This window comes from Enterobacter cloacae (genome assembly GCF_011078175.1).
In the GTDB taxonomy this organism is placed as follows: Bacteria; Pseudomonadota; Gammaproteobacteria; order Enterobacterales; family Enterobacteriaceae; genus Enterobacter; species Enterobacter cloacae_Q.
The window spans coordinates 105,950-129,035 of sequence record NZ_JAALCJ010000005.1 but is presented as its reverse complement, the minus strand read 5'-3'; the positions used below and the strand labels follow the sequence as shown (position 1 = coordinate 129,035).

Genomic DNA, 23,086 nt, shown 5'->3' with positions numbered 1-23,086 from the left:
AGCGTGCTCCGTTAGTTAAACCATGCGCCGAGGGGCAGGGTCACGTCCAGCAGGCGGTCGAAGGCGTACCAGAGTAAAATGCCCAGTACGACCCCGGAGATCCCCGCCGCAGGCAGCGAGGCGTTAAACAGTATGCCAATCACCATCGTCAGCAGGGCGGTGGCGATCGGGAAGCCGAGCCACTCAAAGCCCCACGCGTACATCAACAGCACAATCACCATCACCAGCAAACGTTGCAGCGTACGGCGTGGCGGCCACTCCACGGTATCCGGATGGCGCAGCAGTAGCGCCACCGAACAGAGCAGCATCAGGCCGACAATGCCGACGGGGAAGGGGCGTGGCCCCACGGGTTCATAGCTGTATTCGCTGTGGATCTGCCAGGCGACGAACATGCCGCCGATGCAGAGCAGCAGCCATATCCCGGCAAAAATGCGATCGCTCATAGCGCCTCCGGTTATTTCGCCAGACCAAAGGCTTTCGCCTGTTCGCGGTAGTCATTCACCTGTTTTTTGACATACTCGTCCAGCTGCCTGCCGTTCAGGTTGAACTCAAATAGCCCGCGCAGATCGCGCTGTTTTTTGAACTCCTCGGTTTGCTGAAGTTTTGCGAAGGTATCCACCCACCACTGGTATTCGGCGTCGGTCACTTTTGGCCCGACGAAGAAGCCGCGGATGATCGGCCAGACCAGGTTATAACCCTGCTCTTTGGCGGTTGGGACGTCTGCCAGCTGGCCCGGCAGACGGTTTTCCGAGAAGACTGCCAGCACGCGGATCTTATCCCCGCTCAGGTAGGGCACCATTTCGCTGAGATCGCCCGAGACGGCCTGGACGTGATTGCCCATCAGCGCCGTCACCGGCTCACCGCCGCCTTCAAAGGCCACGTAGCGCATTTTGTGCGGATCCACTTTGGCCTGCTGCGCCAGCAGCGCGGCCTTCATCCAGTCCTGGCTGCCGATAGAGGCGCCCGCGCCAATGACCACGCTGTTCGGATCTTTTTCCATGGCGGTCAGCAGATCTTTCAGGGATTTCCACGGCGAGTCGGCGCGCACGGCGATCATGCCGTAATCGGTACCCACGGTGGCGAGCCAGCGCACGTCATTTACGTCATAACGACCAAATTTCCCCTGCGACAGGTTCAGCAGCGAGCCGCCGGAAAAGGCCACCACGGTGCCTGCTTCGGCAGGACGCTGGGCGACAATGGCGTTATAGGCTACCGCGCCCACGCCGCCGGGCATGTAGGTAACGCGCATCGGTTTCTCGATGGCCTTAGTCTCCAGCAGGCTGACCTGAATCAGCTTACAGGTCAGGTCGAAGCCGCCGCCGGGCTTGGCCGGGGCGATACATTCGGTGCGGGACGGCGCATCCTGCGCCTGGACGACAGAGGCACTCAGCAGCAACACGCTTACAGCAAGGGTAGAAAGTAATTGTTTTTTCATCATTTATCCTCACGCCGGAGAACCGGGAATACGGGTACGGGTGTCTTTTTTCTGATAATGTGAACCACCTTGTAGCGGTTCCGTTGCGTGATTGTTAAAACAATAACCTTTCATTTCCCTTTCACTGCGACACCAACTTTACAGGATGTGATATGCGTCTCTTACTCGCGGAAGATAATCGTGAGCTGGCTCACTGGCTGGAAAAAGCGCTGGTACAAAACGGATTTGCCGTGGATTGCGTCAACGATGGACGGGCGGCCGATCATCTTTTGCAGGGGGAAAACTATGCCGTCGCGATCCTTGATATCGGCATGCCCGGCTTCGACGGGCTGGAGGTAGTGCATCGCCTGAGAAAGCGCGGGCAGACGCTGCCGGTGCTGTTTCTTACCGCCCGCAGCAACGTGGCAGACAGGGTGAAGGGGCTGAATGCCGGGGCGGATGACTACCTGCCGAAACCGTTCGAGCTGGAGGAGCTTGATGCCCGCCTGCGCGCGCTGCTGCGCCGCAGCGAAGGACGAACCCAGGAGCGCCAGCGGCTGGGAGAGCTGGAGTACGATGATGAAGGTTTTTTTCTGCTGCGCGATGAACCCCTTTCCCTCACGCCGCGCGAACTCTCTTTGCTGAAGGTGCTGATGCACCGCCGGACCCGTCCCGTCTCCCGGCAGCAGCTTTTCGACCAGGTGTTCAGCCTGAACGACGACGTCAGCCCCGAGAGCATCGATCTCTACATTCACCGCCTGCGTAAGAAGCTGACCGGCAGCGGCGTACGGATCACTACCTTGCGTGGGCTGGGCTACGTGCTGGAATGCGGCGATGAAGTGGGTTAAGCCGCAGTCGCTTTACCTGCAACTTTTGCTTTTTCTGGGTTTGCCGCTGCTGCTGTTATGGGGACTGTCAGCCTTTAACAGCTACGTAAGTGCGCTACAGGCGGCGACGCAGGCCTATGACCGCACGTTGTTATCCTCGGCGCGCACGGTGTCAGAGCGGCTGGTGGTGCACAACGGCAGGCTCCAGGTTAACGTGCCCTGGGTGGTGCTGGACAGCTTCGAGCTGAACATGAACGATCGTCTTTATTACAAGGTCGTTGACCCGGTCGGACGTGTCATCTCCGGCTATGACGATCTGCCGAATATGCCCCCCTCCACGTCGCGCACCACCCACTATCCGGCGCTGGCGTGGTTTTATCATACCGAGTATCGCGGGCAGGCGATCCGCGTGGCGAAGCTGCTCCAGCCGGTTAACGAAGACAATGTGTCCGGCATGGCGGAGATCTACGTCGCCGAAACGTTGCAGTCGCGGCGCTATCTGGCCACTCAACTGCTGTTTTCCTCGCTCGTGTCGCAGGGGCTGCTGGTCCTTCTGACGCTGGTTTTAACCGCCTGGCTGCTGCGCCGCGTTCTGCGCCCGATGCGACAGCTCTCGTCCCTGATGGTGCGACGCGAGCCGGGGCTGCTGGCTCCGCTGCCGGAGCTGCTGCCCTGGTCGGAAACGCGGCTGCTGATTGTGGCATTTAACCGCTATATCGACAGGCTACGCGGCGTACTTTCGCGGCAGGAGCGCTTTAATGCTGACGCCTCACACCAGCTCAAAACGCCGCTGGCGGTGCTGAAAACCCAGGTGTCTGTTGCCCTGACGCGAAACGATCCGCTACTGTGGCAGGAGAGTTTACGGGCAATGAACATCACGCTGGATAACACCATCGTGCTGACCGAAAGGCTGTTACAGCTTTCGGCGGTGAAGCGGAAAGAGCAGGGGGAGCGACAGTTTGCCCCTGTCGATCTGGTACAGGTGGTGCAAAACTGCTGCTTTTCCCGGCTTACGCAGGCGCGCAGCAAAGGTATCGATCTCGGTTATGACGGCGTACAGCAGCCGGTTATGATTGAGGGGGATGACGTGCTGCTGGGTGAACTCTGCGCCAACCTGCTGGAGAACGCGATCAAATACACGCCGGAGAAGGGGATCGTGACGGTGTACTTGCGCACGGATAACGATGCCGTTGAGCTGAGCGTGGAGGACAGCGGCCCGGGCATTGCTCAAGAGCACATCTCCCAGGCCATGCTGCCGTTTCATCGGCTGGATAACGTAGGCGACGCGGCCGGGTCCGGCATTGGCCTTGCGCTGGCCAACGATATCGCCCGCCTGCACCGCAGCCATCTTCTGCTGATGCCCAGTGAAAATCTGGGTGGGCTGAGCGTGAAAATGCGCTTCCTTATGTTGATATAATTGCCGATATTATCAAATCGTTACAAACTAATTGCCTGCCGCACGCGGAGCCCATTGATCCCACAGACAGTCAGGTTAAAATCTCGCGGTTTTTGGACATCTCTGAATAAATTGTGCGGGATCACGACAATGAAAAAAGTGGCATTAATGGGCTTAGGCCTGATGTTTGTATCGGCAGCAGCCAACGCTATTTCCTTCAACGGCTCGGCGGGCGAAGATTACACTCACCTGGGTTTTGGTCTTGGCACGGATAGCGCAGGCCTGGCGATGACCGGCGGCTGGACGCATAACGACGACGATGGGGATGCGGCAAGCCTGGGCCTCGGCTTCAACGTGCCGTTGGGGCCTTTCCTGGCGACAGTCGGCGGTAAAGGCATTTACACCAACCCGAACGACGGCGACGAAGGCTACGCGGCGGCAGTGGGCGGCGGCTTGCAGTGGAAAATTGGCGACAGCTTTGGCCTGTTCGGTGAGTACTACTACTCACCGGATTCCCTCTCCAGCGGTATCGACAGCTATCAGGAAGCTAACGCTGGCGCGCGCTGGACCATTATGCGTCCGATCACCATCGAAGCGGGCTATCGCTATCTGAACCTGGCCGGTAAAGACGGCAACCGCGACAACGCCCTGGCAGACGGCCCGTACGTTGGCGTTAGCGCCGGCTTCTAATCCTCCCGGCGCGGCGTTCAGTCGCGCCAGTTTCTCTCTTCCCCCGGTGTTCGATTGCGCTATAGTGTTTTGACCATTGAAATGGGAGAACACAATGATAAACGTGGAAATGTTATCCACTGGCGACGAAGTGCTGCATGGGCAAATCATTGATACTAATGCCGCCTGGCTCGCCGATCTCTTCTTTGAGCAAGGATTACCGTTAACGCGCCGCAACACCGTCGGTGACAATCTTGAGTCGCTGGTCAACGTTCTGCGCGAGCGCAGCGAACGCTGCGACGTGCTGATTGTGAACGGCGGACTCGGCCCCACCAGCGACGATCTCAGCGCGCTGGCCGCCGCGACAGCGAAAGGCGAAGGGCTGGTGATGCATGAAGAGTGGCTGGCGCAGATGGAGCGCTTTTTCTCCGATCGTGGCCGCGTCATGGCCCCGAGCAACCGCAAGCAGGCAGAGATCCCCGCCAGTGCCGAACTGGTTGATAACCCGGTTGGCACCGCCTGCGGGTTTGCCGTTCAGCTGAACCGCTGCCTGATGTTCTTCACCCCGGGCGTGCCGTCGGAATTTAAGGTGATGGTTGAGCAGCAGATCCTGCCGCGCCTGCGCGCGCGCTTCACGCTGCCTGAACCGCCGCTGTGCCTGCGTCTGACCACCTTTGGTCGCTCGGAAAGCGATCTGGCCCAGAGCCTTGATCACCTGCAACTGCCTCCCGGCGTGTCGATGGGCTATCGCTCCTCCATGCCGATTATTGAACTGAAGCTGACCGGACCGGCATCAGAGAAAGCCGCCATGCTGGCGCTGTGGCCGGAAGTGCAGCGCGTTGCCGGGGAAAGTCTGATTTACGAAGGCACGGAAGGACTGCCGGCGCAGATCGCAGCGCATTTGCAGTCCCGCCAGCTGAGCGTGACCTTAAGCGAGCAGTTTACCGGTGGGCTTCTGGCGCTTCAGCTTACCCGGGCGGGTGCGCCGCTGCTGGCCAGTGAAGTGGTGCCGTTCCAGCAGGAGTCGCTGGCGCAGACGGCGCGCTGGGCGTCCGAGCGCAGAGTGAAGCATTTCGCGGGGCTGGCGCTGTTTGTGGGCGGACTGGATGAGGAGCACCTTAATTTCGCCCTGGCAACGCCGGAAGGGACGCATGCCCTGCGGGTGAAGATGAGTATTACCCGCCACAGCCTGGCCGTGCGTCAGGAGGTATGCGCGATGATGGCGCTAAACATGCTGCGCCGCTGGCTGAACGGGAAAGAGGTCGCCAGCGAGCACGGCTGGATCAACGTTGTGGAGTCGTTGTTCGTGGAGTAAGACCGTGCCGGGGCATTGACCCCGGCAACGGCTATGCCAGCGCTTTTGCCAGCAAGGTAATGGGATGTTCGCAGCGTTTGCTGGTGGACATCTCGATCTGCCATTTACAGGTTTCGCAGTCCGTCACCACAATATCCGCATCGCTCTCTTCAATCTGCCGGAACAGCGGCGCGCCAATGGCCTGTGATGTCGGATAATTTTCACGCTTAAAGCCGTAGGTGCCTGCGATGCCGCAGCAGCGAGAGTCCAGCACCGTCAGCTCCAGCCCCGGGATCAGCCGCAGCAGCTCAAGCGTATAAAGCGACCAGCCCATCTTCTCCATATGGCATGGGGTGTGATACACCACCTTCAGCGGCAATTTGCCCAGCGGTAACGTCTGCCCGCTGTCCAGTTTGCGCCAGAGAAAACGGGTCGCCAGCTCAATGTGTTCGCGTAAACCGGTGTTATCCACATCCAGCAAATGTGGATATTCATCGCGCAGCGTGAAGGTACAGGTTGACGATGTCGCCAGTACCGGTATGCCTTTGTCAACGATCGCCTCGCGTAAAGAGGTGACGTTGCTTCTCGCCTGCCTGCGTGCTTTGTCGGTGAAACCGTTGGCAATCAGCGGAACGCCGCAGCACTTCTCTTTGCTCAGAAGCTGAACGCCCGTTCCCATAGCGTTCAGCACTTTCAGCAGGTCTTTTCCCAACTGCGGGTGGTTGTAGTTCACGTAGCAGCCGTGGAAGAAAGCGACCTGATCAGCAAAGCGTGTCTGTTCTGCCGCCGCGGATTTATACCAGCGGCGGAAGGTGCCGTGAGAATATTTCGGCAGACTGCGGTGGTGGTCGATTTTGAGCGTCGCATCCAGCAGCCTGCGTACCGGCTTCAGGGCGGTGGCGGCATTGACGACCGGTGCGAAAGGCGTCGAGAGGCTGCCCATCAGATCGGTGTGGCTCAGTATCGCGTCACGCAGCGTCGGTTTTTGCGTGCTGTAGCGGGCGCGGGCGCGCTGGATGATATCGCCTATTTTCACGTCCGACGGACAGGCAACTTCGCAGCGTTTGCAGTTGATGCAGTATTTCAGCGCCTCGTCGTAGAGCGCGCCGTCCTTCAGGCGCAGACGCTCCCCGTCGGGACCGGCCTGTTTCGGGCCGGGATAACGCGGATCGACGCCGCTGACCGGGCAAACCGTGGTGCAGACCGTGCATTTGATACAGCTTTCAAATCGGGTGTCGTTCATTGTGCTCCCTCCCGGCGCTGGATAATCTGCTCCGCGACATACAGCGCGGTGACGGCGCAGACGCCGCCACCGCAGCCCTGCGCCACGGGATCGTACCCGCCCAGAACCGAGCCGATGGCGTAAAGATTTTCAACCGGATCTCCGCCCAGCTGCGGGCGCAGCTGGCTGTCGACGATCGCGCCGAACTGCTGCCAGGGCTGCGGGGTGAAGAAATCGCTCTGATACCAGTCCGCGCGGGAGGCGCTTTGCCGGACGTCCAGCCCGAGGATCGCCTCACGCACGCCATCCCGACTGCTCAGCAGACCGTTACTGAAGAAGCTGCCGCTTGCCAGCACCGTATAGCGTGCGCGAAGCGGGATGTCGCCGTGGTTGCGGGTCCAGATTTCGCTTACCGCGCCTTCTGCCAGGGTGATTTTTTTCACCTCGTCACCTGCCATCCAGACGCCACCCTGGGCGACAAACTGGCGCTGAAGCTGGGTATGCAGACGAATGCCGGGTACGGAAGGGGGAAGCGTCGGCAGTAAACCGAGCGTACAGGGCAGGCGCGCCGAGAGCCAGCGCCAGAGCCGGTTGTCCGTTAAGCCAAAACAGGCGGGCATAAACAGGGCGTCGCAGGTCTCGCTGAGTGGCCGAAGCGCCGCGTACAGCTGCGGCCAGTAGCGTTCATTATCCAGCAGGCGGGCAATGTTCACCGCCCGAAACTCGCTGGGGTTCTCGCGCAGTACGTCGAGTTCGGGGAGATCAATTTCCGCTGTATCCACCTGAATCCCTTGCTGTCTGAGAGACGCTGCGGCCAGATGTGGCTGGAAATCGAGAAAACCGCTGATCCCTACTACCCGCACATGCTCCGCAGCGATGGGGGCAACAGGCACCTCTTCCGGGCTAAGCCAGGCGGCACGCAGGGTGCCGAGCGGCGTGACGCGCTGATGATTTTGCTCGGCGTCACCCTGCATACGTGCGCCACAGGCAGTGAGCAGGTATTCAGTTTCACAGGCAAAGCGGGCCATATTCTCTGCGCCCGTCAGGCGGTAGGGATGTTCAGGCGGCAGGTCGGCGAAGGATAGCGCGCCCAGTAAATCCAGCGAGCCGGAGGAGAAGTGCAGGGCACTCTGCCCACGGGTCACAATGGCGCAGCGGAGACCCCGCTGCGTCAGTTTGAGGCCGCACAGCAGGCCCGCCAGCCCCCCGCCGACAATCACGGTATCAAATTTCATGGTTGTGCTCCTTCTCCAGACCGCAAAGCCCCTGATAGACCCAGCGGGTAAACTCGCTTTCGCGCAGGGCATCGCCCCAGGCGACGGGCTGAATGCCTTTCCAGCGCTCGTTTAAAAAATCGCTGAGCTGGGCAAGCGACTGGGTTGAGGAGGTGGCGTGAAAACGTTGCAGCAGCCCGGCGGCACGGCAGGCGCACAGCTCCCCCTGGCAGGTGCCCATCCCGACGCGCGTGCGGCGGCGTAAATCGAGCAGGGTGTTCACCGTCAGGTTTTCCACGGCATACTGCACCTCGCCTGCGGTCACGGCTTCACATTCACACACCAGGCTGCGGCTGAGTCGCCCATCACCGAGCCAGGTCGGGGTGCGGTCGCCGTGGCGGTAAATCGCCGAACCGCGAAGCGGGGCAGGGAGTGAAATGATTTTGTGCAGCGTTTTTTCTGTCGATTGCTGCGAGCCGGGCAGAGCCTGTTCCGCCGTGACGCACGGCGTGGTGTTGCCAAGCTTACGGCAGACGGCATCGGTGGCCCACTGGGCCATCAGCCGGTAGGTCATCAGCTTGCCGCCGGTAATGGTGATAAACCCGTCCATGCCGTCGCGTTCGGCGTGATCGAGCAGCACGATGCCGCGGCTGACGTTACGCCCGCTCGGATCGTTATCGCTGGCGACGAGGGGACGCACGCCCGCGTAGGCACGCAGAATACGCGTCTGCGCCATCACCGGGGCCAGCTTTTCCCCTTCGCGCAGCAGGATATCCACCTCTTCAGCGGTGACGCGGTTGTAATCAATTTCGCTGTAGTCCACATGCATTGAGGTCGTGCCGATTAACGAAATGGTGTCCCCCGGCACGAGGATATCGGCGTCCGACGGTTTACGGCAGCGGTTGATGACATGGTTATTGATGCGGTGGTCGAGGATCAGCAGCGAGCCTTTTGCCGGGAACATGCGCACCGACAGGTCCGCGTATTCCGCGATGCGCTGGCCCCAGATCCCCGCCGCATTGACCACGACGGCGGCATACAGCTCGCGGTGTTCGTTGTACTGCGCATCAAACACGCGCACGCCGCGCACCGTATTACCTTCACGAATAAGCCCGGTGACGTGATGCCCGGTCAGGATCCGGGCGCCATGTTCCCGCGCGTCGAGCATATTGGCGGCGGTCAGGCGGAAGGGATCTACGGTTCCATCCGGCACTTTCACCGCGCCCAGTAACGCCGGGTTTACCGAGGGTTCAAGACGGCGCGCCTGCGCAGGATCGATCGCCTCCGCCTGAATGCCTGCTGCGTTGCAGGCGGTGATAAAGGTTTCCTGAAAGGCGAGGTCATCTTCGGGAAGGGTGATAAACAGGCCGTGGGTGGGTTCAACGCAGTGGCGGGCAATGCGTCTGAGGATCTGGTTTTCAGCGATACACTCGCGCGCGGATTCCGCATCAGTAACCGCATAGCGCGCGCCGCTGTGCAGCAGGCCGTGATTACGCCCCGTCGCGCCGGTGGCGATATCGTGGCGCTCCAGAAGCGTGACGCTCAAACCCCGCAGGGCGCAGTCGCGTGCGATGCCGGCACCCGTCGCGCCACCGCCAATGATAATCACATCGCTGAAGCGTGGATCGTGAATTGTCATTGCCTTTCCTCTATGTTCGTTTTTTAGCATTTAGCCACATTGATCGTGTGGTTTGTTTGATTTCGAACATAAACGCGCGAAATTCGAAAGTGAAACGTGATTTCATGCGCTTTTTTGCGCATTCTGTCATATTTCTGTAACAATCTGTGCGTTGATTCACAGTAACATTCACCGTGATTTCTTAACATCGCCGCCTCTGTAGCCGGGCGCGACATGCCCGGTCATTTTTTGAAAGGCCACGGAGGCTGTTATGCTCAGTATCTTTAAACCTGCGCCACATCGGGCGCGACTGCCAGAGGCAGAGATCGATCCTCTCTACCGCCGTCTGCGTTGGCAAATCTTCCTTGGGATCTTCTTCGGATATGCGGCGTACTATCTGGTACGTAAAAACTTTGCGCTCGCCATGCCGTATCTGGTGGAGCAGGGCTTCTCTCGCGGCGATCTGGGATTCGCGCTGTCGGGGATCTCTATCGCGTACGGTTTTTCCAAGTTCATTATGGGGTCGGTATCGGATCGTTCGAATCCGCGCGTATTCTTGCCCGCCGGTCTGATCCTCGCGGCAGCGGTAATGCTGTTCATGGGCTTTGTGCCATGGGCGACCTCCAGCATTGCCATTATGTTCGTGCTGCTGTTCCTTTGTGGCTGGTTCCAGGGGATGGGATGGCCGCCATGCGGACGCACCATGGTCCACTGGTGGTCACAGAAAGAGCGTGGGGGAATTGTATCGGTCTGGAACTGCGCGCATAACGTCGGTGGCGGGCTGCCGCCGCTGCTGTTCCTGCTGGGCATGGCCTGGTTCAACGACTGGCATGCTGCGCTCTACATGCCAGCCTTTGGCGCCATTCTGGTGGCGATTATCGCCTTCGCACTGATGCGCGACACCCCGCAGTCCTGCGGCCTGCCGCCGATTGAAGAATATAAAAACGACTACCCGGATGATTACAGCGAAAAGCACGAAGAAGAGCTGACGGCAAAGCAGATATTCATGAAGTACGTGCTGCCAAACAAACTCCTGTGGTACATCGCGGTGGCGAACGTCTTCGTTTACCTGCTGCGCTACGGCATCCTCGACTGGTCGCCAACCTACCTGAAAGAAGTGAAGCACTTCGCGCTGGATAAATCCTCCTGGGCCTATTTCCTGTACGAATACGCGGGCATTCCCGGCACGCTGATCTGCGGCTGGATGTCGGACAAAGTGTTTAAAGGTAACCGTGGGGCGACGGGCGTGTTCTTTATGACCCTGGTGACCATCGCGACGGTCGTTTACTGGCTTAACCCGCCGGGCAACCCATCAGTAGACATGGCCTGTATGATCGTCATTGGCTTCCTGATTTATGGTCCGGTTATGCTGATTGGCCTGCATGCGCTGGAGCTGGCGCCGAAGAAAGCGGCTGGTACGGCGGCGGGCTTTACCGGTCTGTTTGGCTACCTTGGCGGTTCAGTGGCGGCAAGTGCCATCGTGGGCTATACCGTGGACTTCTTCGGCTGGGACGGCGGCTTTATGGTAATGATTGGCGGCAGCGTGCTGGCGGTTCTGCTGCTGGTTGTTGTGATGATTGGTGAAAAACGTCACCACGCCGACGTGCTGGCGCGTCGTCAATAAGGAGCATTGCGATGAAATTAACTCAGTTAGCGACAGGCCTGCTGCTGGCGGGCCTGATGACAGGCTCCGCGCTGGCGGCGGATAAAATCGTGATTGCCCACCGTGGTGCCAGCGGCTATCTGCCGGAGCATACGCTGCCGGCAAAAGCGATGGCCTATGCCCAGGGGGCGGATTATCTGGAGCAGGATCTGGTGATGACGAAGGATGACCGGCTGGTCGTCCTGCATGACCACTATCTTGATCGCGTAACGGACGTGGCGGAACGCTTCCCGGATCGCGCCCGTAAAGATGGCCGCTATTACGCCATCGACTTCACGCTGGCGGAGATCCGCTCGCTGAAGTTTACCGAGGGCTTCGAGATTGAAAACGGTAAGAAGGTGCAGGTCTACCCGGGACGTTTCCCGATGGGCAAATCTGACTTCCGTATTCACACCTTCGAAGAGGAGATCGAGTTTGTTCAGGGGCTGAACCACTCGACCGGGAAAAATATCGGTATTTATCCGGAAATAAAAGCGCCGTGGTTCCACCATCAGGAAGGGAAGGACATTGCCGCGAAGACGCTGGAGGTACTGAAAAAGTACGGCTACACCAGCAAGCAGGATAAGGTTTTCCTGCAATGTTTCGATGCGGCGGAGCTGAAGCGCATCAAAACCGAGCTGGAGCCGAAAATGGGGATGGATCTCAATCTGGTGCAGCTGATTGCGTATACCGACTGGAATGAAACCCAGGAAAAACAGCCGGACGGGAAGTGGGTGAACTACAGCTACGACTGGATGTTTAAGCCGGGCGCGATGAAGCAGATTGCACAGTACGCCGACGGCATAGGGCCGGATTACCACATGCTGGTTGCGGAGGGCTCAACGCCGGGCCACGTGAAGCTGACGGCGATGGTGAAAGAGGCGCATGACAGCAAGATGCAGGTACATCCGTATACCGTACGTGCAGACCAGCTGCCGGAGTATGCGACGGACGTGAATCAGCTTTACGACATGCTGTATAACCAGGCGGATGTGGACGGGTTGTTTACGGATTTCCCGGATAAAGCGGTCGAATTCATTCACCGGAAGTAGGTTTGGTAGGTCGGGTAAGGCGAAGCCGCCACCCGACAATCAGGCTCTGCGGCCTGATGCTCTCACCCTAACCCTCTCCCACGGGGAGAGGGAACAAGGGCACTTACATCTCGATCTCAATATCGCCTTTTGCCCGGCAGCAGCAGGGCAAAATTTCCCCTTCACTGATAAAGGCCAGCGGTTCGGTCAGCCAGTCCACCTGGCCTGCGACCAGACGGCAGCGGCAGGAGCCGCAATAGCCTTCACGACACTGGTACTCTACCTCAACCTGATGCGCTTCAAGCGCCACCAGCAGAGAAGGGTGCTCTTCCTGGCACAGCACCTCTGTACCAGAAAGGCTCAGCGTTACGCGGCTCATCAGAGCTGGAAATCGCTCAGATCGTCGGTGTTGACTTCAGAGTCAATTTGACCGACCAGATAAGAACTTACTTCCACTTCCTGCGGCGCAACCTGCACGTTGTCGGACACCAGCCAGGTGTTGATCCACGGGATTGGGTTAGAGCGCGTCTGGAACGGCAGATCGAGACCGACAGCCTGCATGCGGATGTTGGTGATGTACTCAACGTACTGGCACAGGATATCTTTGTTAAGACCAATCATGGAGCCGTCGCGGAACAGGTAGTCTGCCCACTCTTTCTCCTGCTGGGCGGCCTGCACGAACAGGTCGTAGCACTCCTGTTTGCACTCTTCAGCGATTTCCGCCATTTCCGGATCGTCCGTACCGCTGCGCAGCAGGTTCAGCATATGCTGAGTCCCGGTCAGGTGCAGGGCTTCATCACGGGCGATCAGGCGGATGATTTTAGCGTTGCCTTCCATCAATTTGCGCTCGGCAAAGGCGAAGGAGCAGGCGAAACTCACGTAGAAGCGGATTGCTTCCAGCGCGTTAACGCTCATCAGGCACAGGTACAGCTGCTTTTTCAGGGTCCGCAGGTTTACGGTAACGGTTTTGCCGTTCACGTTGTGTGTGCCTTCTCCCAGCAGATGCCAGTAGCTGGTCATCTCGATCAGCTCGTCGTAGTAGTGAGCAATGCCTTCGGCGCGCTTCTGAATCTGTTCGTTGGTAACGATATCGTCAAACACCACCGCCGGATCGTTGACGATGTTGCGGATGATGTGAGTGTATGAACGGGAGTGGATCGTCTCGGAGAACGCCCAGGTTTCTACCCAGGTTTCCAGCTCCGGGATCGAGATCAGCGGCAGCAGCGCCACGTTTGGACTACGACCCTGGATGGAGTCCAGCAGCGTCTGGTACTTCAGGTTGCTGAGGAAGATGTGCTTTTCGTGTTCCGGCAGCGCCTGGAAGTCGATACGGTCGCGGGAAACGTCAACTTCTTCCGGACGCCAGAAGAAGGAGAGTTGCTTTTCAATCAGCTTTTCGAAGATGTCATATTTTTGCTGATCGTAGCGTGCCACGTTGACCGGCTGGCCGAAGAACATCGGCTCTTTGAGCTGGTCGTTTTTCGTCTGTGAAAAGGTGGTATATGCCATTGCGGTGAGTCCTGTGGTGTTATTTCCCTTCACCCCGGCCCTCTCCCACAGGGAGAGGGGGAAAGAGTTCCCTCTCCCTGTGGGAGAGGGTTAGGGTGAGGGAATTTATTAGATCTTACATGCGCCGCTTTCGCAGCCATCGTCCTGAATTGACGGCGCCAGGTCGTCCTGGGCGTCTTCCGCACCATCACGGGTGTTGTGATAGTACAGCGTTTTCACGCCAAATTTGTAGGCGGTGAGCAGGTCTTTCAGCAGCTGCTGCATTGGAACCTTGCCTGACGGGAAGCGCGTCGGGTCGTAGTTGGTGTTGGCAGAGATCGACTGGTCGATAAACTTCTGCATGATACCCACCAGTTGCAGATAGCCGTCGTTGTTAGGCATTTCCCACAGCAGCTCGTAGTTGTCGCCCAGCGTCTCGTAATCCGGTACTACCTGACGCAGCACGCCGTCTTTCGACGCTTTGATGCTGACGTGGCCGCGCGGTGGCTCAATACCGTTGGTGGCGTTGGAGATCTGCGAAGAGGTCTCGGACGGCATCAGGGCAGAGAGCGTGGAGTTACGCAGACCGTGAGTTTTAATGGACTCGCGCAGGCCTTCCCAGTCGAGGTGCAGCGGCTCGCTGACGATCGCATCCAGGTCTTTTTTGTAGGTGTCGATCGGCAGAATACCTTTCGCGTAAGTGGTTTCGTTGAACCACGGGCACGCGCCTTGCTCTTTCGCCAGCTCGTTGGAGGCTTTCATCAGGTAGTACTGAATCGCTTCGAACGTCTGGTGCGTCAGGTTGTTGGCGCTGCCGTCGGAGTAACGCTTGCCGTTTTTCGCCAGCCAGTAGGCGAAGTTGATCACGCCGATACCCAGGGTACGACGGCCCATCGCACCACGTTTAGCGGCCGGGATTGGGTAATCCTGATAGTCCAGCAGGGCGTCGAGTGCACGAACCGCCAGCACCGCCAGCTCTTCCAGTTCGTCCAGGCTCTTAATCGCACCCAGGTTGAACGCAGAGAGCGTACACAGCGCGATTTCACCGTTTTCGTCGTTCACATCGTCCAGAGGTTTGGTCGGCAGGGCGATCTCCAGGCACAGGTTAGACTGGCGCACTGGCGCAACCACCGGGTCGAACGGGCTGTGGGTGTTGCAGTGGTCAACGTTCTGGATGTAGATACGGCCGGTAGAGGCACGTTCTTGCATCATCAGGGAGAACAGATCGACCGCTTTCACGCGCTGCTTGCGGATGCTGTCGTCTTTTTCATATTTGGTGTACAGACGCTCGAACTCGTCCTGATCGGCGAAGAACGCATCGTACAGACCCGGGACGTCGGACGGGCTGAACAGGGTGATGTCTTCACCTTTCAGCAGGCGGGTGTACATCAGCTTGTTGATTTGCACGCCATAGTCCATGTGACGCACGCGGTTGCCTTCCACGCCGCGGTTGTTCTTCAGAACCAGCAGACTTTCCACTTCCAGGTGCCACATTGGATAGAACAGGGTCGCAGCACCGCCGCGCACGCCGCCCTGAGAGCAGGATTTTACCGCCGTCTGGAAGTGCTTGTAGAACGGAATACAGCCAGTGTGGAACGCTTCACCCCCGCGGATCGGGCTGCCCAGCGCACGAATACGGCCGGCGTTGATACCGATACCGGCACGCTGGGAGACGTATTTCACGATGGCGCTGGAGGTCGCGTTGATGGAATCCAGGCTGTCGCCACATTCGATCAGTACGCAGGAGCTGAACTGACGGGTAGGGGTGCGCACGCCAGACATGATTGGCGTTGGCAGAGAAATTTTGAACGTGGATACCGCATCGTAGAAACGCTTCACGTAGTCGAGACGGGTATCACGCGGATAATTCGAGAACAGGCAAGCCGCCACCAGAATATAGAGGAACTGGGCGCTTTCGTAGATCTCACCGGTTACACGGTTCTGAACCAGGTATTTGCCTTCGAGCTGCTTCACCGCCGCGTAGGAGAAGTTCATGTCGCGCCAGTGATCGATAAACCCGTTCATCTGCTCGAACTCTTCTTCCGTATAGTCTTCCAGCAGATGCGTGTCGTATTTGCCCAGCTCGACCATTTTCACCACGTGATCGTAAAGCTTCGGCGGCTCAAACCGGCCGTAAGCTTTCTTACGCAGGTGGAAGATCGCCAGACGCGCAGCGAGGTACTGATAATCCGGTGCGTCGCGGGAGATGAGATCTGCCGCTGCTTTGATAATGGTTTCGTGGATATCAGACGTTTTGATGCCATCGTAGAACTGAATGTGAGAACGCAGTTCAACCTGGGAGATAGATACGTTATTCAGCCCTTCTGCTGCCCAGTCGAGAACTCGATGGATTTTGTCCAGATTGATACGCTCGGTGGTGCCGTCGCGCTTTGTCACCAGCAGACTCTGATTCATGTGGGTTTTTACCTGTCCGTGAAATAAAAAAATATCCCCCCGCTTATCCACAGCGCCGTCTTGTGACTAACTCTGTGGATAAATACTACATATAGGGGGTTTGCGATAAGAATAACGCTATATGGTGAGTATTCTAGTAAGGATTCTTTTCAGTACAAGGGTTGATTTTGACGTTAAATTGAGGTTGTGAAAGGGTAAAAAAGGCTAAGTCCTCGTGCCGTAAGGCCTGGAACAGATGTCAATAATTAAGAAAAAAAATTCAAAATTTGATCGAGTGCTGATTTCTTCAACGGGAGGTCAGAATTGCGCAACATGATGTCGCGCAATCATTAGAAGAATAACGGATGACGTTAGTCGTTTTTGGCGGTTGTATGCAACATATAGTTAACATCCACACCCGGAGCAAGTTTAAATTTATCGGTCAGCGGGTTGTAGTGCAGACCCGTCATGTGCTGCTCCTTAAGCCATGTCTGGTCAACCCAACCCAGCAGTTCGGCAGGCTTGATGAACTTCTTCACGTCGTGCGTCCCTTTCGGCACCATGCGCAGCACATATTCCGCGCCTACCACAGCCATCAGCCAGGCTTTGCCGTTGCGATTGATGGTCGAGAAGAAGACCTGTCCACCTGGTTTCACCAGTTTTGCACAGGCGCTGACGACCGACTGCGGATCGGGAACGTGCTCCAGCATTTCCATGCAGGTCACCACGTCATACTGGTGGGCGTGTTTTGCCGCGTGCTCTTCCACGGTTTCCTGGACGTAATCTACCTGCACGCCGGACTCCAGCGCATGAAGACGGGCAACCTGTAGAGGTTCAAAGCCCATGTCCAGACCGGTAACCGTCGCGCCTTCGCGCGCCATGCTTTCTGCCAGGATGCCGCCGCCGCAGCCAACATCGAGCACTTTCTTACCGAACAGACCGCCGGAACGCTCCGCGATATAGCCCAGACGCAGCGGGTTAATACGATGCAGAGGTTTGAACTCACCTTCGAGATCCCACCAGCGGGACGCCACCGCTTCAAATTTGGCGATCTCTTCGTGGTCAACGTTGTGAGCCACCGGGGATTTTTCGGCATTCATGGGCGCTTTTACTCCTTATTTAGCAAGACAAATGAGTATATCAGGCAATCCCTGTGAATAAAGCGTATAGGTTTACCTGTATCACCGCGGCTGTGTTATAATTTGCGACCTTTGAATCCGGGATACAGTAGAGGGATAGCGGTTAGATGAGCGACCTTGCGAGAGAAATTACACCGGTTAACATCGAGGAAGAGCTGAAAAGCTCCTATCTGGACTATGCGATGTCGGTCATTGTTGGCCGTGCGCTGCCGGACGTCCGCGATGGCCTGAAGCCGGTACACCGTCGCGTACTATACGCCATGAACGTATTGGGCAATGACTGGAATAAAGCCTACAAAAAATCTGCCCGTGTCGTTGGTGACGTAATCGGTAAATACCATCCCCATGGTGATTCCGCGGTGTACGACACCATTGTCCGTATGGCGCAGCCCTTCTCGCTGCGCTACATGCTGGTAGATGGTCAGGGTAACTTTGGTTCTATCGACGGCGACTCCGCCGCGGCAATGCGTTACACGGAAATCCGTCTGGCGAAGATTGCCCATGAGCTGATGGCTGACCTGGAAAAAGAGACGGTTGATTTCGTTGATAACTACGACGGCACGGAAAAAATTCCTGACGTTATGCCAACGAAGATCCCAAACCTGCTGGTGAACGGTTCGTCCGGTATCGCCGTGGGTATGGCAACCAACATTCCGCCGCACAATATCACGGAAGTGATCAACGGCTGCCTGGCCTACATCGACGATGAAGACATCAGCATTGAAGGGCTGATGGAACACATCCCTGGCCCGGACTTCCCGACGGCGGCAATCATCAATGGCCGTCGCGGTATTGAAGAAGCGTACCGTACCGGTCGCGGCAAGATTTACATCCGCGCCCGCGCCGAAGTGGAAGCGGACGCTAAAACCGGCCGTGAAACCATTATTGTTCACGAGATCCCGTATCAGGTGAACAAAGCGCGACTGATTGAAAAAATCGCCGAGCTGGTAAAAGAAAAACGTGTTGAAGGCATCAGCGCGCTGCGTGACGAGTCTGATAAAGACGGTATGCGCATCGTGATTGAAATCAAGCGCGACGCGGTGGGTGAGGTTGTGCTGAACAATCTGTACTCCCAGACTCAGCTTCAGGTCTCCTTCGGTATCAACATGGTTGCGCTGCACCATGGCCAGCCGAAGATCATGAACCTGAAAGAGATCCTGAGCGCGTTCGTGCGTCACCGCCGTGAAGTGGTGACTCGCCGTACCATCTTCGAACTGCGCAAAGCGCGCGACCGTGCCCATATCCTTGAAGCACTGGCCGTTGCGCTGGCCAACATCGACCCGATCATTGAACTGATCCGTCGTGCGCCGACGCCGGCAGAAGCGAAGGCGTCGCTGGTTGCGCGCCCGTGGGATCTCGGCAACGTGGCGGCGATGCTGGAGCGTGCGGGTGATGACGCGGCGCGTCCTGAGTGGCTGGAACCGGAATTCGGCGTGCGTGACGGTCAGTACTACCTGACTGAACAGCAGGCCCAGGCGATTCTGGATCTGCGTTTGCAGAAACTGACCGGCCTTGAGCATGAAAAACTGCTCGACGAGTATAAAGAGCTGCTGGAGCAGATTGCCGAGCTGCTGCATATCCTCGGTAGCGCAGAGCGCCTGATGGAAGTGATCCGTGAAGAGCTGGAGCTGGTTCGCGACCAGTTCGGCGACGAGCGCCGCACCGAAATCACGGCCAACAGCTCTGATATCAACATTGAAGATCTGATTAACCGCGAAGACGTGGTCGTGACGCTGTCTCACCAGGGTTACGTGAAGTATCAGCCGTTGACCGACTACGAAGCACAGCGTCGTGGCGGTAAAGGCAAATCTGCGGCACGTATTAAAGAAGAAGACTTCATTGACCGTCTGCTTGTGGCCAACACCCACGACACGATCCTCTGCTTCTCCAGCCGGGGCCGTCTGTACTGGATGAAAGTCTATCAGCTGCCGGAAGCGAGCCGTGGCGCGCGTGGTCGTCCTATCGTTAACCTGCTGCCGCTGGAAGCGAACGAACGTATCACCGCCATCCTGCCGGTACGCGAATACGAAGAGGGCGTGAACGTCTTTATGGCGACCGCGAGCGGTACCGTGAAGAAAACCGCGCTGACCGAGTTCAGCCGTCCACGTTCTGCCGGGATCATCGCGGTGAACCTGAACGAAGGCGACGAGCTGATCGGTGTGGATCTGACCTCCGGTTCTGATGAAGTCATGCTGTTCTCTGCCGCCGGTAAAGTGGTGCGCTTTAAAGAGAACGCCGTGCGCGCAATGGGTCGTACGGCGACCGGCGTGCGTGGCATCAAGCTGGCGGGTGAAGACACCGTGGTTTCCCTGATCGTTCCGCGCGGCGAAGGTGCAATCCTGACCGTCACCCAGAACGGTTATGGTAAACGTACGGCGGAAAGCGAATACCCGACCAAATCACGCGGTACGCAGGGCGTTATCTCCATCAAGGTCACCGAGCGCAACGGTTCCGTTGTGGGCGCGGTGCAGGTGGACGACGCGGACCAGATCATGATGATCACCGATGCCGGTACGCTGGTGCGTACCCGCGTGTCTGAGATCAGCGTGGTGGGGCGTAACACCCAGGGCGTGATCCTCATCCGTACTGCGGAAGATGAAAACGTCGTCGGTCTGCAACGCGTTGCTGAGCCGGTGGATGACGAAGAGCTCGACTCAATCGACGGCAGCGTCGCGGAAGGGGATGATGAAATCGCCCCGGAAACGGACACCGATGATGAAGCAGCGGATGACGCTGACGAGTAACGTCTCCTGACGCATAAAGGGCCGGTTTCCGGCCCTTTTGTTTTGCGCAAGCAGACAAGTGAACGTTGCGACAAGCCGCGTTTACCGCTACCTTAACCACATTCTTTTTTCCCCGATGGCGGAGCCTCGCCCCTTTGAAATACCTCGTCTCCTTTCGTACCACGTTAAAAGTCTCTCGCTATCTGTTTCGGGCGCTTGCGCTACTGCTATGGTTGCTGGTGGCACTGCTCTCGGTGTTTTACATCGTTAACGTGTTACACCAGAAAGAAGCGGAGATCCGCCAGGAGTTTAACTTAAGCTCGGATCAGGCCCAGCGCTATATTCAGCGCACGTCTGACGTGATGAAAGAGCTGAAGTATATAGCCGAGAATCGGCTGACGGCGGAGAACGGCATTCTTGCCATCCGTAGTCGGGATGAAAAAACTGAAGTACCTGATTTCGAACCGCTCTTTCCGGACTCCGATTGTTCAGCCATGAGCAAAGCCTGGCGTGGCTCGCTGGAGTCCCTGTCATGGTTTATGCGCTACTGGCGTGATAATTTCTCGGCCGCCTACGATCTGAACCGCGTCTACCTGATTGGCAACGAAAATCTCTGCATGGCGGATTTCGGCCTGCGGGATATGCCCGTCGAACGCGAAGACGCGCTGAAAAGCTTGCATGAACGCATAGTGAAATACCGCAGTGCGCCAAAGGAAGAGCGCGGAAACAATATCTTCTGGATAAGTCAGGGGCCGCGCATGGGCGTCGGCTATTTTTATGCCCTGACGCCGGTTTACCTCGGGAATCGCCTGCAAGCGCTGCTGGGGATTGAACAAACCATCCGAATGGAAAACTTCTTCACGCCGGGCAGCCTGCCGATGGGCGTGACCATTCTGGATGAAAACGGCCATCCGCTCATCTCCCTGACCGGGCCTGAAAACCGCCTGAAAGTGGAACCCAGCTGGTTGCAGGAGCGGTCATGGTTTGGCTATACCTCCGGGTTCCGTGAGCTGGTATTGAAGAAAAGTTTGCCGCCTTCGTCGCTGAGCATTGTCTACTCGCTGCCGGTGGACAAGGTGCTGGAGCGCATTCGCATCCTGATCCTTAACGCTATTTTGCTGAACATCGCGGTAGGCGTCGCGCTGTTTATGCTGGCGAGAATGTATGAGCGGCGGATCTTTATTCCGGCGGAAGCGGACGCTCAGCGTCTGGAGGAGCACGAGCAGTTTAACCGTAAGATTGTCGCCTCGGCGCCGGTGGGGATCTGTATCCTGCGTACCCAGGACGGGACGAATATCCTCAGTAACGAGCTTGCCCATAACTACCTGAACATGCTCACGCATGAAGACCGCCAGCGGTTAACGCAGATCATCTGTGGGCAACAGGTCAACTTTGTAGATGTGCTGACCAGCACCCACACCAACCTGCAAATCAGCTTCGTCCATTCGCGCTACCGCAATGAAAACGTGGCGATTTGCGTGCTGGTGGACGTCTCTGCGCGCGTGAAAATGGAAGAGTCGTTGCAGGATATGGCGCAGGCGGCGGAGCAGGCCAGTCAGTCGAAATCGATGTTCCTCGCGACCGTCAGCCATGAGCTGCGTACGCCGCTGTACGGTATTATCGGTAATCTCGATCTGCTCCAGACCAAAGAGCTGCCGAAAGGGGTCGATCGGTTGGTGACGGCCATGAATAACTCCTCCAGCCTGCTGCTGAAAATCATCAGCGATATTCTCGACTTCTCTAAAATTGAATCCGAGCAGTTGAAAATAGAACCGCGCGAGTTCTCACCGCGCGAGGTGATGAACCATATCTGCGCTAACTACCTGCCGCTGGTGGTGCGTAAACAGCTTGGGCTGTACTGCTTTATCGAGCCGGATGTGCCGCTGACGCTGCATGGCGATCCGATGCGTCTGCAACAGGTCATCTCAAACCTACTGAGCAACGCAATCAAATTCACCGATATCGGCTGTATTGTGCTGCACGTCTGTCGTGCAGGGGAGTACCTGACCATTCGTGTGCGCGACACGGGGGTTGGCATTCCGGCGAAAGAGGTCGTTCGCCTGTTCGATCCGTTCTTCCAGGTGGGAACCGGCGTCCAGCGTAATTTCCAGGGGACCGGGCTAGGTCTGGCGATTTGCGAGAAGCTTATCAGCATGATGGACGGGGATATCTCCGTCGATACTGAGCCAGGCATGGGCAGCCAGTTCACCATTCGTATTCCGCTCTATTCGGCGCACTATCCGGCGAAAACCACGGTCGACGGGCTGAGAGATAAGCACTGCTGGCTTGCGGTGCACAACGCCTCATTACATGATTTCCTGACCTCAATGCTGACCAGCAGCGGTGTGCGGGTCTCGCGCTATGAAGGCCAGACGCCGGATGCGGATGACATGCTGATCGCCGACGTTGAGCCGGAACAGGCATGGGCTGGGCGCGGCGTGGTGGTGTTCTGCCGCCGTCATATCGGTATTTCGATTGAGCGTACGCCTGGGGTATGGGTACACAGCGTGGCAACACCGCACGAGCTATTGGGCTTGCTGGCGCGTATTTACAGCGTGCAGCTTGAGGAAAGCGATGGCGCGACCGTGCTGGCTTCACCTGATGAGCTGACGTCGGTGAACGACGATATGATGATTCTGGTCGTCGACGATCATCCGATTAACCGTCGTCTGCTCGCAGACCAGCTTGGCTCTCTGGGCTATCAGTGTAAAACGGCCAATGATGGCGTGGATGCCCTGAATGTCTTAAGTAAGAATCATATTGATATTGTGCTCAGCGATGTGAACATGCCTAACATGGACGGCTACCGGCTGACGCAGCGTATTCGACAGCTGGGGCTGACGCTACCAGTCGTGGGGGTGACAGCCAACGCGCTGGCGGAGGAGAAGCAGCGCTGTCTGGAGTCGGGAATGGACAGTTGCCTGTCGAAACCGGTCACGCTGGATGTACTGAAACAGACGCTGTCCGTGTATGCGGAGCGGGTACGAAAAGCGAGACAATAAAAAAGGCCCGAAA

17 protein-coding genes are annotated in these 23,086 nt (G+C 57.6%); 8 read left to right on the top strand and 9 right to left on the bottom strand.

Translation table 11 applies throughout. The features are described 5' to 3' along the window. Positions 1-11 precede the first annotated feature (11 nt). Positions 12-443, bottom strand: a complete 432-nt coding sequence (locus G6Q29_RS12555) for a tripartite tricarboxylate transporter TctB family protein (RefSeq protein WP_003859443.1) — start codon at positions 441-443, stop codon at positions 12-14. 11 nt (positions 444-454) lie between these two features. Further along, entirely contained in the window at positions 455-1,435 is a 981-nt protein-coding gene (locus G6Q29_RS12550) for a Bug family tripartite tricarboxylate transporter substrate binding protein (RefSeq protein WP_165465850.1), read from the bottom strand. A 152-nt stretch (positions 1,436-1,587) separates the two neighbouring features. On the opposite strand from G6Q29_RS12550, the gene tctD reads away from it, so the two are divergent. The 4 genes from tctD to G6Q29_RS12530 all read left to right on the top strand — a co-directional run bounded on the left by tctD (position 1,588) and on the right by G6Q29_RS12530 (position 5,621). Further along, positions 1,588-2,262, top strand: a complete 675-nt coding sequence (gene tctD / locus G6Q29_RS12545) for a transcriptional regulator TctD (RefSeq protein ID WP_017693014.1) — start codon at positions 1,588-1,590, stop codon at positions 2,260-2,262. Then, positions 2,249-3,658, top strand: a complete 1,410-nt coding sequence (locus G6Q29_RS12540; protein WP_165465849.1) for a sensor histidine kinase — start codon at positions 2,249-2,251, stop codon at positions 3,656-3,658. The genes tctD and G6Q29_RS12540 overlap by 14 nt, the downstream gene beginning before the upstream one ends. 129 nt (positions 3,659-3,787) lie before the next feature. Next, positions 3,788-4,327, top strand: coding sequence for a YfaZ family outer membrane protein (locus G6Q29_RS12535; protein ID WP_165465848.1), 540 nt, complete (start codon positions 3,788-3,790; stop codon positions 4,325-4,327). Positions 4,328-4,421: 94 nt separating this feature from the next. Beyond that, the gene (locus G6Q29_RS12530) at positions 4,422-5,621 is read left to right on the top strand and encodes a nicotinamide mononucleotide deamidase-related protein YfaY (protein ID WP_165465847.1); all 1,200 of its coding nucleotides are present in this window, start codon (positions 4,422-4,424) and stop codon (positions 5,619-5,621) included. A 31-nt stretch (positions 5,622-5,652) separates the two neighbouring features. Here G6Q29_RS12530 and glpC read toward each other — a convergent pair whose 3' ends face one another. From glpC to glpA, 3 genes are read right to left on the bottom strand one after another with little or no spacing between them, the layout of a single operon-like run. Then, positions 5,653-6,843, bottom strand: coding sequence for an anaerobic glycerol-3-phosphate dehydrogenase subunit GlpC (gene glpC / locus G6Q29_RS12525; protein ID WP_165465846.1), 1,191 nt, complete (start codon positions 6,841-6,843; stop codon positions 5,653-5,655). Next, complete coding sequence (gene glpB / locus G6Q29_RS12520) at positions 6,840-8,057, bottom strand: glycerol-3-phosphate dehydrogenase subunit GlpB (protein WP_165465845.1); 1,218 nt, start codon at positions 8,055-8,057, stop codon at positions 6,840-6,842. Before glpB ends, glpC begins: the two co-directional genes overlap by 4 nt. After that, positions 8,047-9,675: an anaerobic glycerol-3-phosphate dehydrogenase subunit A gene (gene glpA / locus G6Q29_RS12515; protein ID WP_165465844.1), complete on the bottom strand. Its 1,629-nt coding sequence runs from the start codon at positions 9,673-9,675 to the stop codon at positions 8,047-8,049. The genes glpB and glpA overlap by 11 nt, the downstream gene beginning before the upstream one ends. Before the next feature lie 250 nt (positions 9,676-9,925). Between glpA and glpT the strand changes: the two genes are divergently transcribed. Continuing rightward, positions 9,926-11,278: a glycerol-3-phosphate transporter gene (gene glpT, locus G6Q29_RS12510; protein WP_165465843.1), complete on the top strand. Its 1,353-nt coding sequence runs from the start codon at positions 9,926-9,928 to the stop codon at positions 11,276-11,278. Positions 11,279-11,289: 11 nt separating this feature from the next. Then, the gene (glpQ, locus tag G6Q29_RS12505; RefSeq protein ID WP_165465842.1) at positions 11,290-12,348 is read left to right on the top strand and encodes a glycerophosphodiester phosphodiesterase; all 1,059 of its coding nucleotides are present in this window, start codon (positions 11,290-11,292) and stop codon (positions 12,346-12,348) included. Positions 12,349-12,451: 103 nt separating this feature from the next. On the opposite strand, the gene yfaE is transcribed toward glpQ, so the two are convergent. From yfaE to ubiG, 4 genes are all read right to left on the bottom strand, one after another. Then, the gene (gene yfaE, locus G6Q29_RS12500; protein ID WP_003859419.1) at positions 12,452-12,706 is read right to left on the bottom strand and encodes a class I ribonucleotide reductase maintenance protein YfaE; all 255 of its coding nucleotides are present in this window, start codon (positions 12,704-12,706) and stop codon (positions 12,452-12,454) included. Further along, on the bottom strand, positions 12,706-13,836 hold the full coding sequence (nrdB, locus tag G6Q29_RS12495; protein WP_006811347.1) for a class Ia ribonucleoside-diphosphate reductase subunit beta: 1,131 nt from the start codon (positions 13,834-13,836) through the stop codon (positions 12,706-12,708). The genes yfaE and nrdB overlap by 1 nt, the downstream gene beginning before the upstream one ends. Before the next feature lie 108 nt (positions 13,837-13,944). Next, entirely contained in the window at positions 13,945-16,230 is a 2,286-nt protein-coding gene (nrdA, locus tag G6Q29_RS12490) for a class 1a ribonucleoside-diphosphate reductase subunit alpha (RefSeq protein WP_165465841.1), read from the bottom strand. A 350-nt stretch (positions 16,231-16,580) separates the two neighbouring features. Further along, positions 16,581-17,309 (bottom strand): bifunctional 2-polyprenyl-6-hydroxyphenol methylase/3-demethylubiquinol 3-O-methyltransferase UbiG, encoded by a 729-nt coding sequence (gene ubiG / locus G6Q29_RS12485; protein WP_165465840.1) that lies wholly within the window; start codon positions 17,307-17,309, stop codon positions 16,581-16,583. Between the two features lie 146 nt (positions 17,310-17,455). Between ubiG and gyrA the strand changes: the two genes are divergently transcribed. After that, positions 17,456-20,092: a DNA topoisomerase (ATP-hydrolyzing) subunit A gene (gene gyrA / locus G6Q29_RS12480; protein ID WP_126514584.1), complete on the top strand. Its 2,637-nt coding sequence runs from the start codon at positions 17,456-17,458 to the stop codon at positions 20,090-20,092. Positions 20,093-20,226: 134 nt separating this feature from the next. Then, positions 20,227-23,073 (top strand): two-component system sensor histidine kinase RcsC, encoded by a 2,847-nt coding sequence (gene rcsC / locus G6Q29_RS12475; protein WP_165465839.1) that lies wholly within the window; start codon positions 20,227-20,229, stop codon positions 23,071-23,073. Positions 23,074-23,086 lie beyond the last annotated feature (13 nt).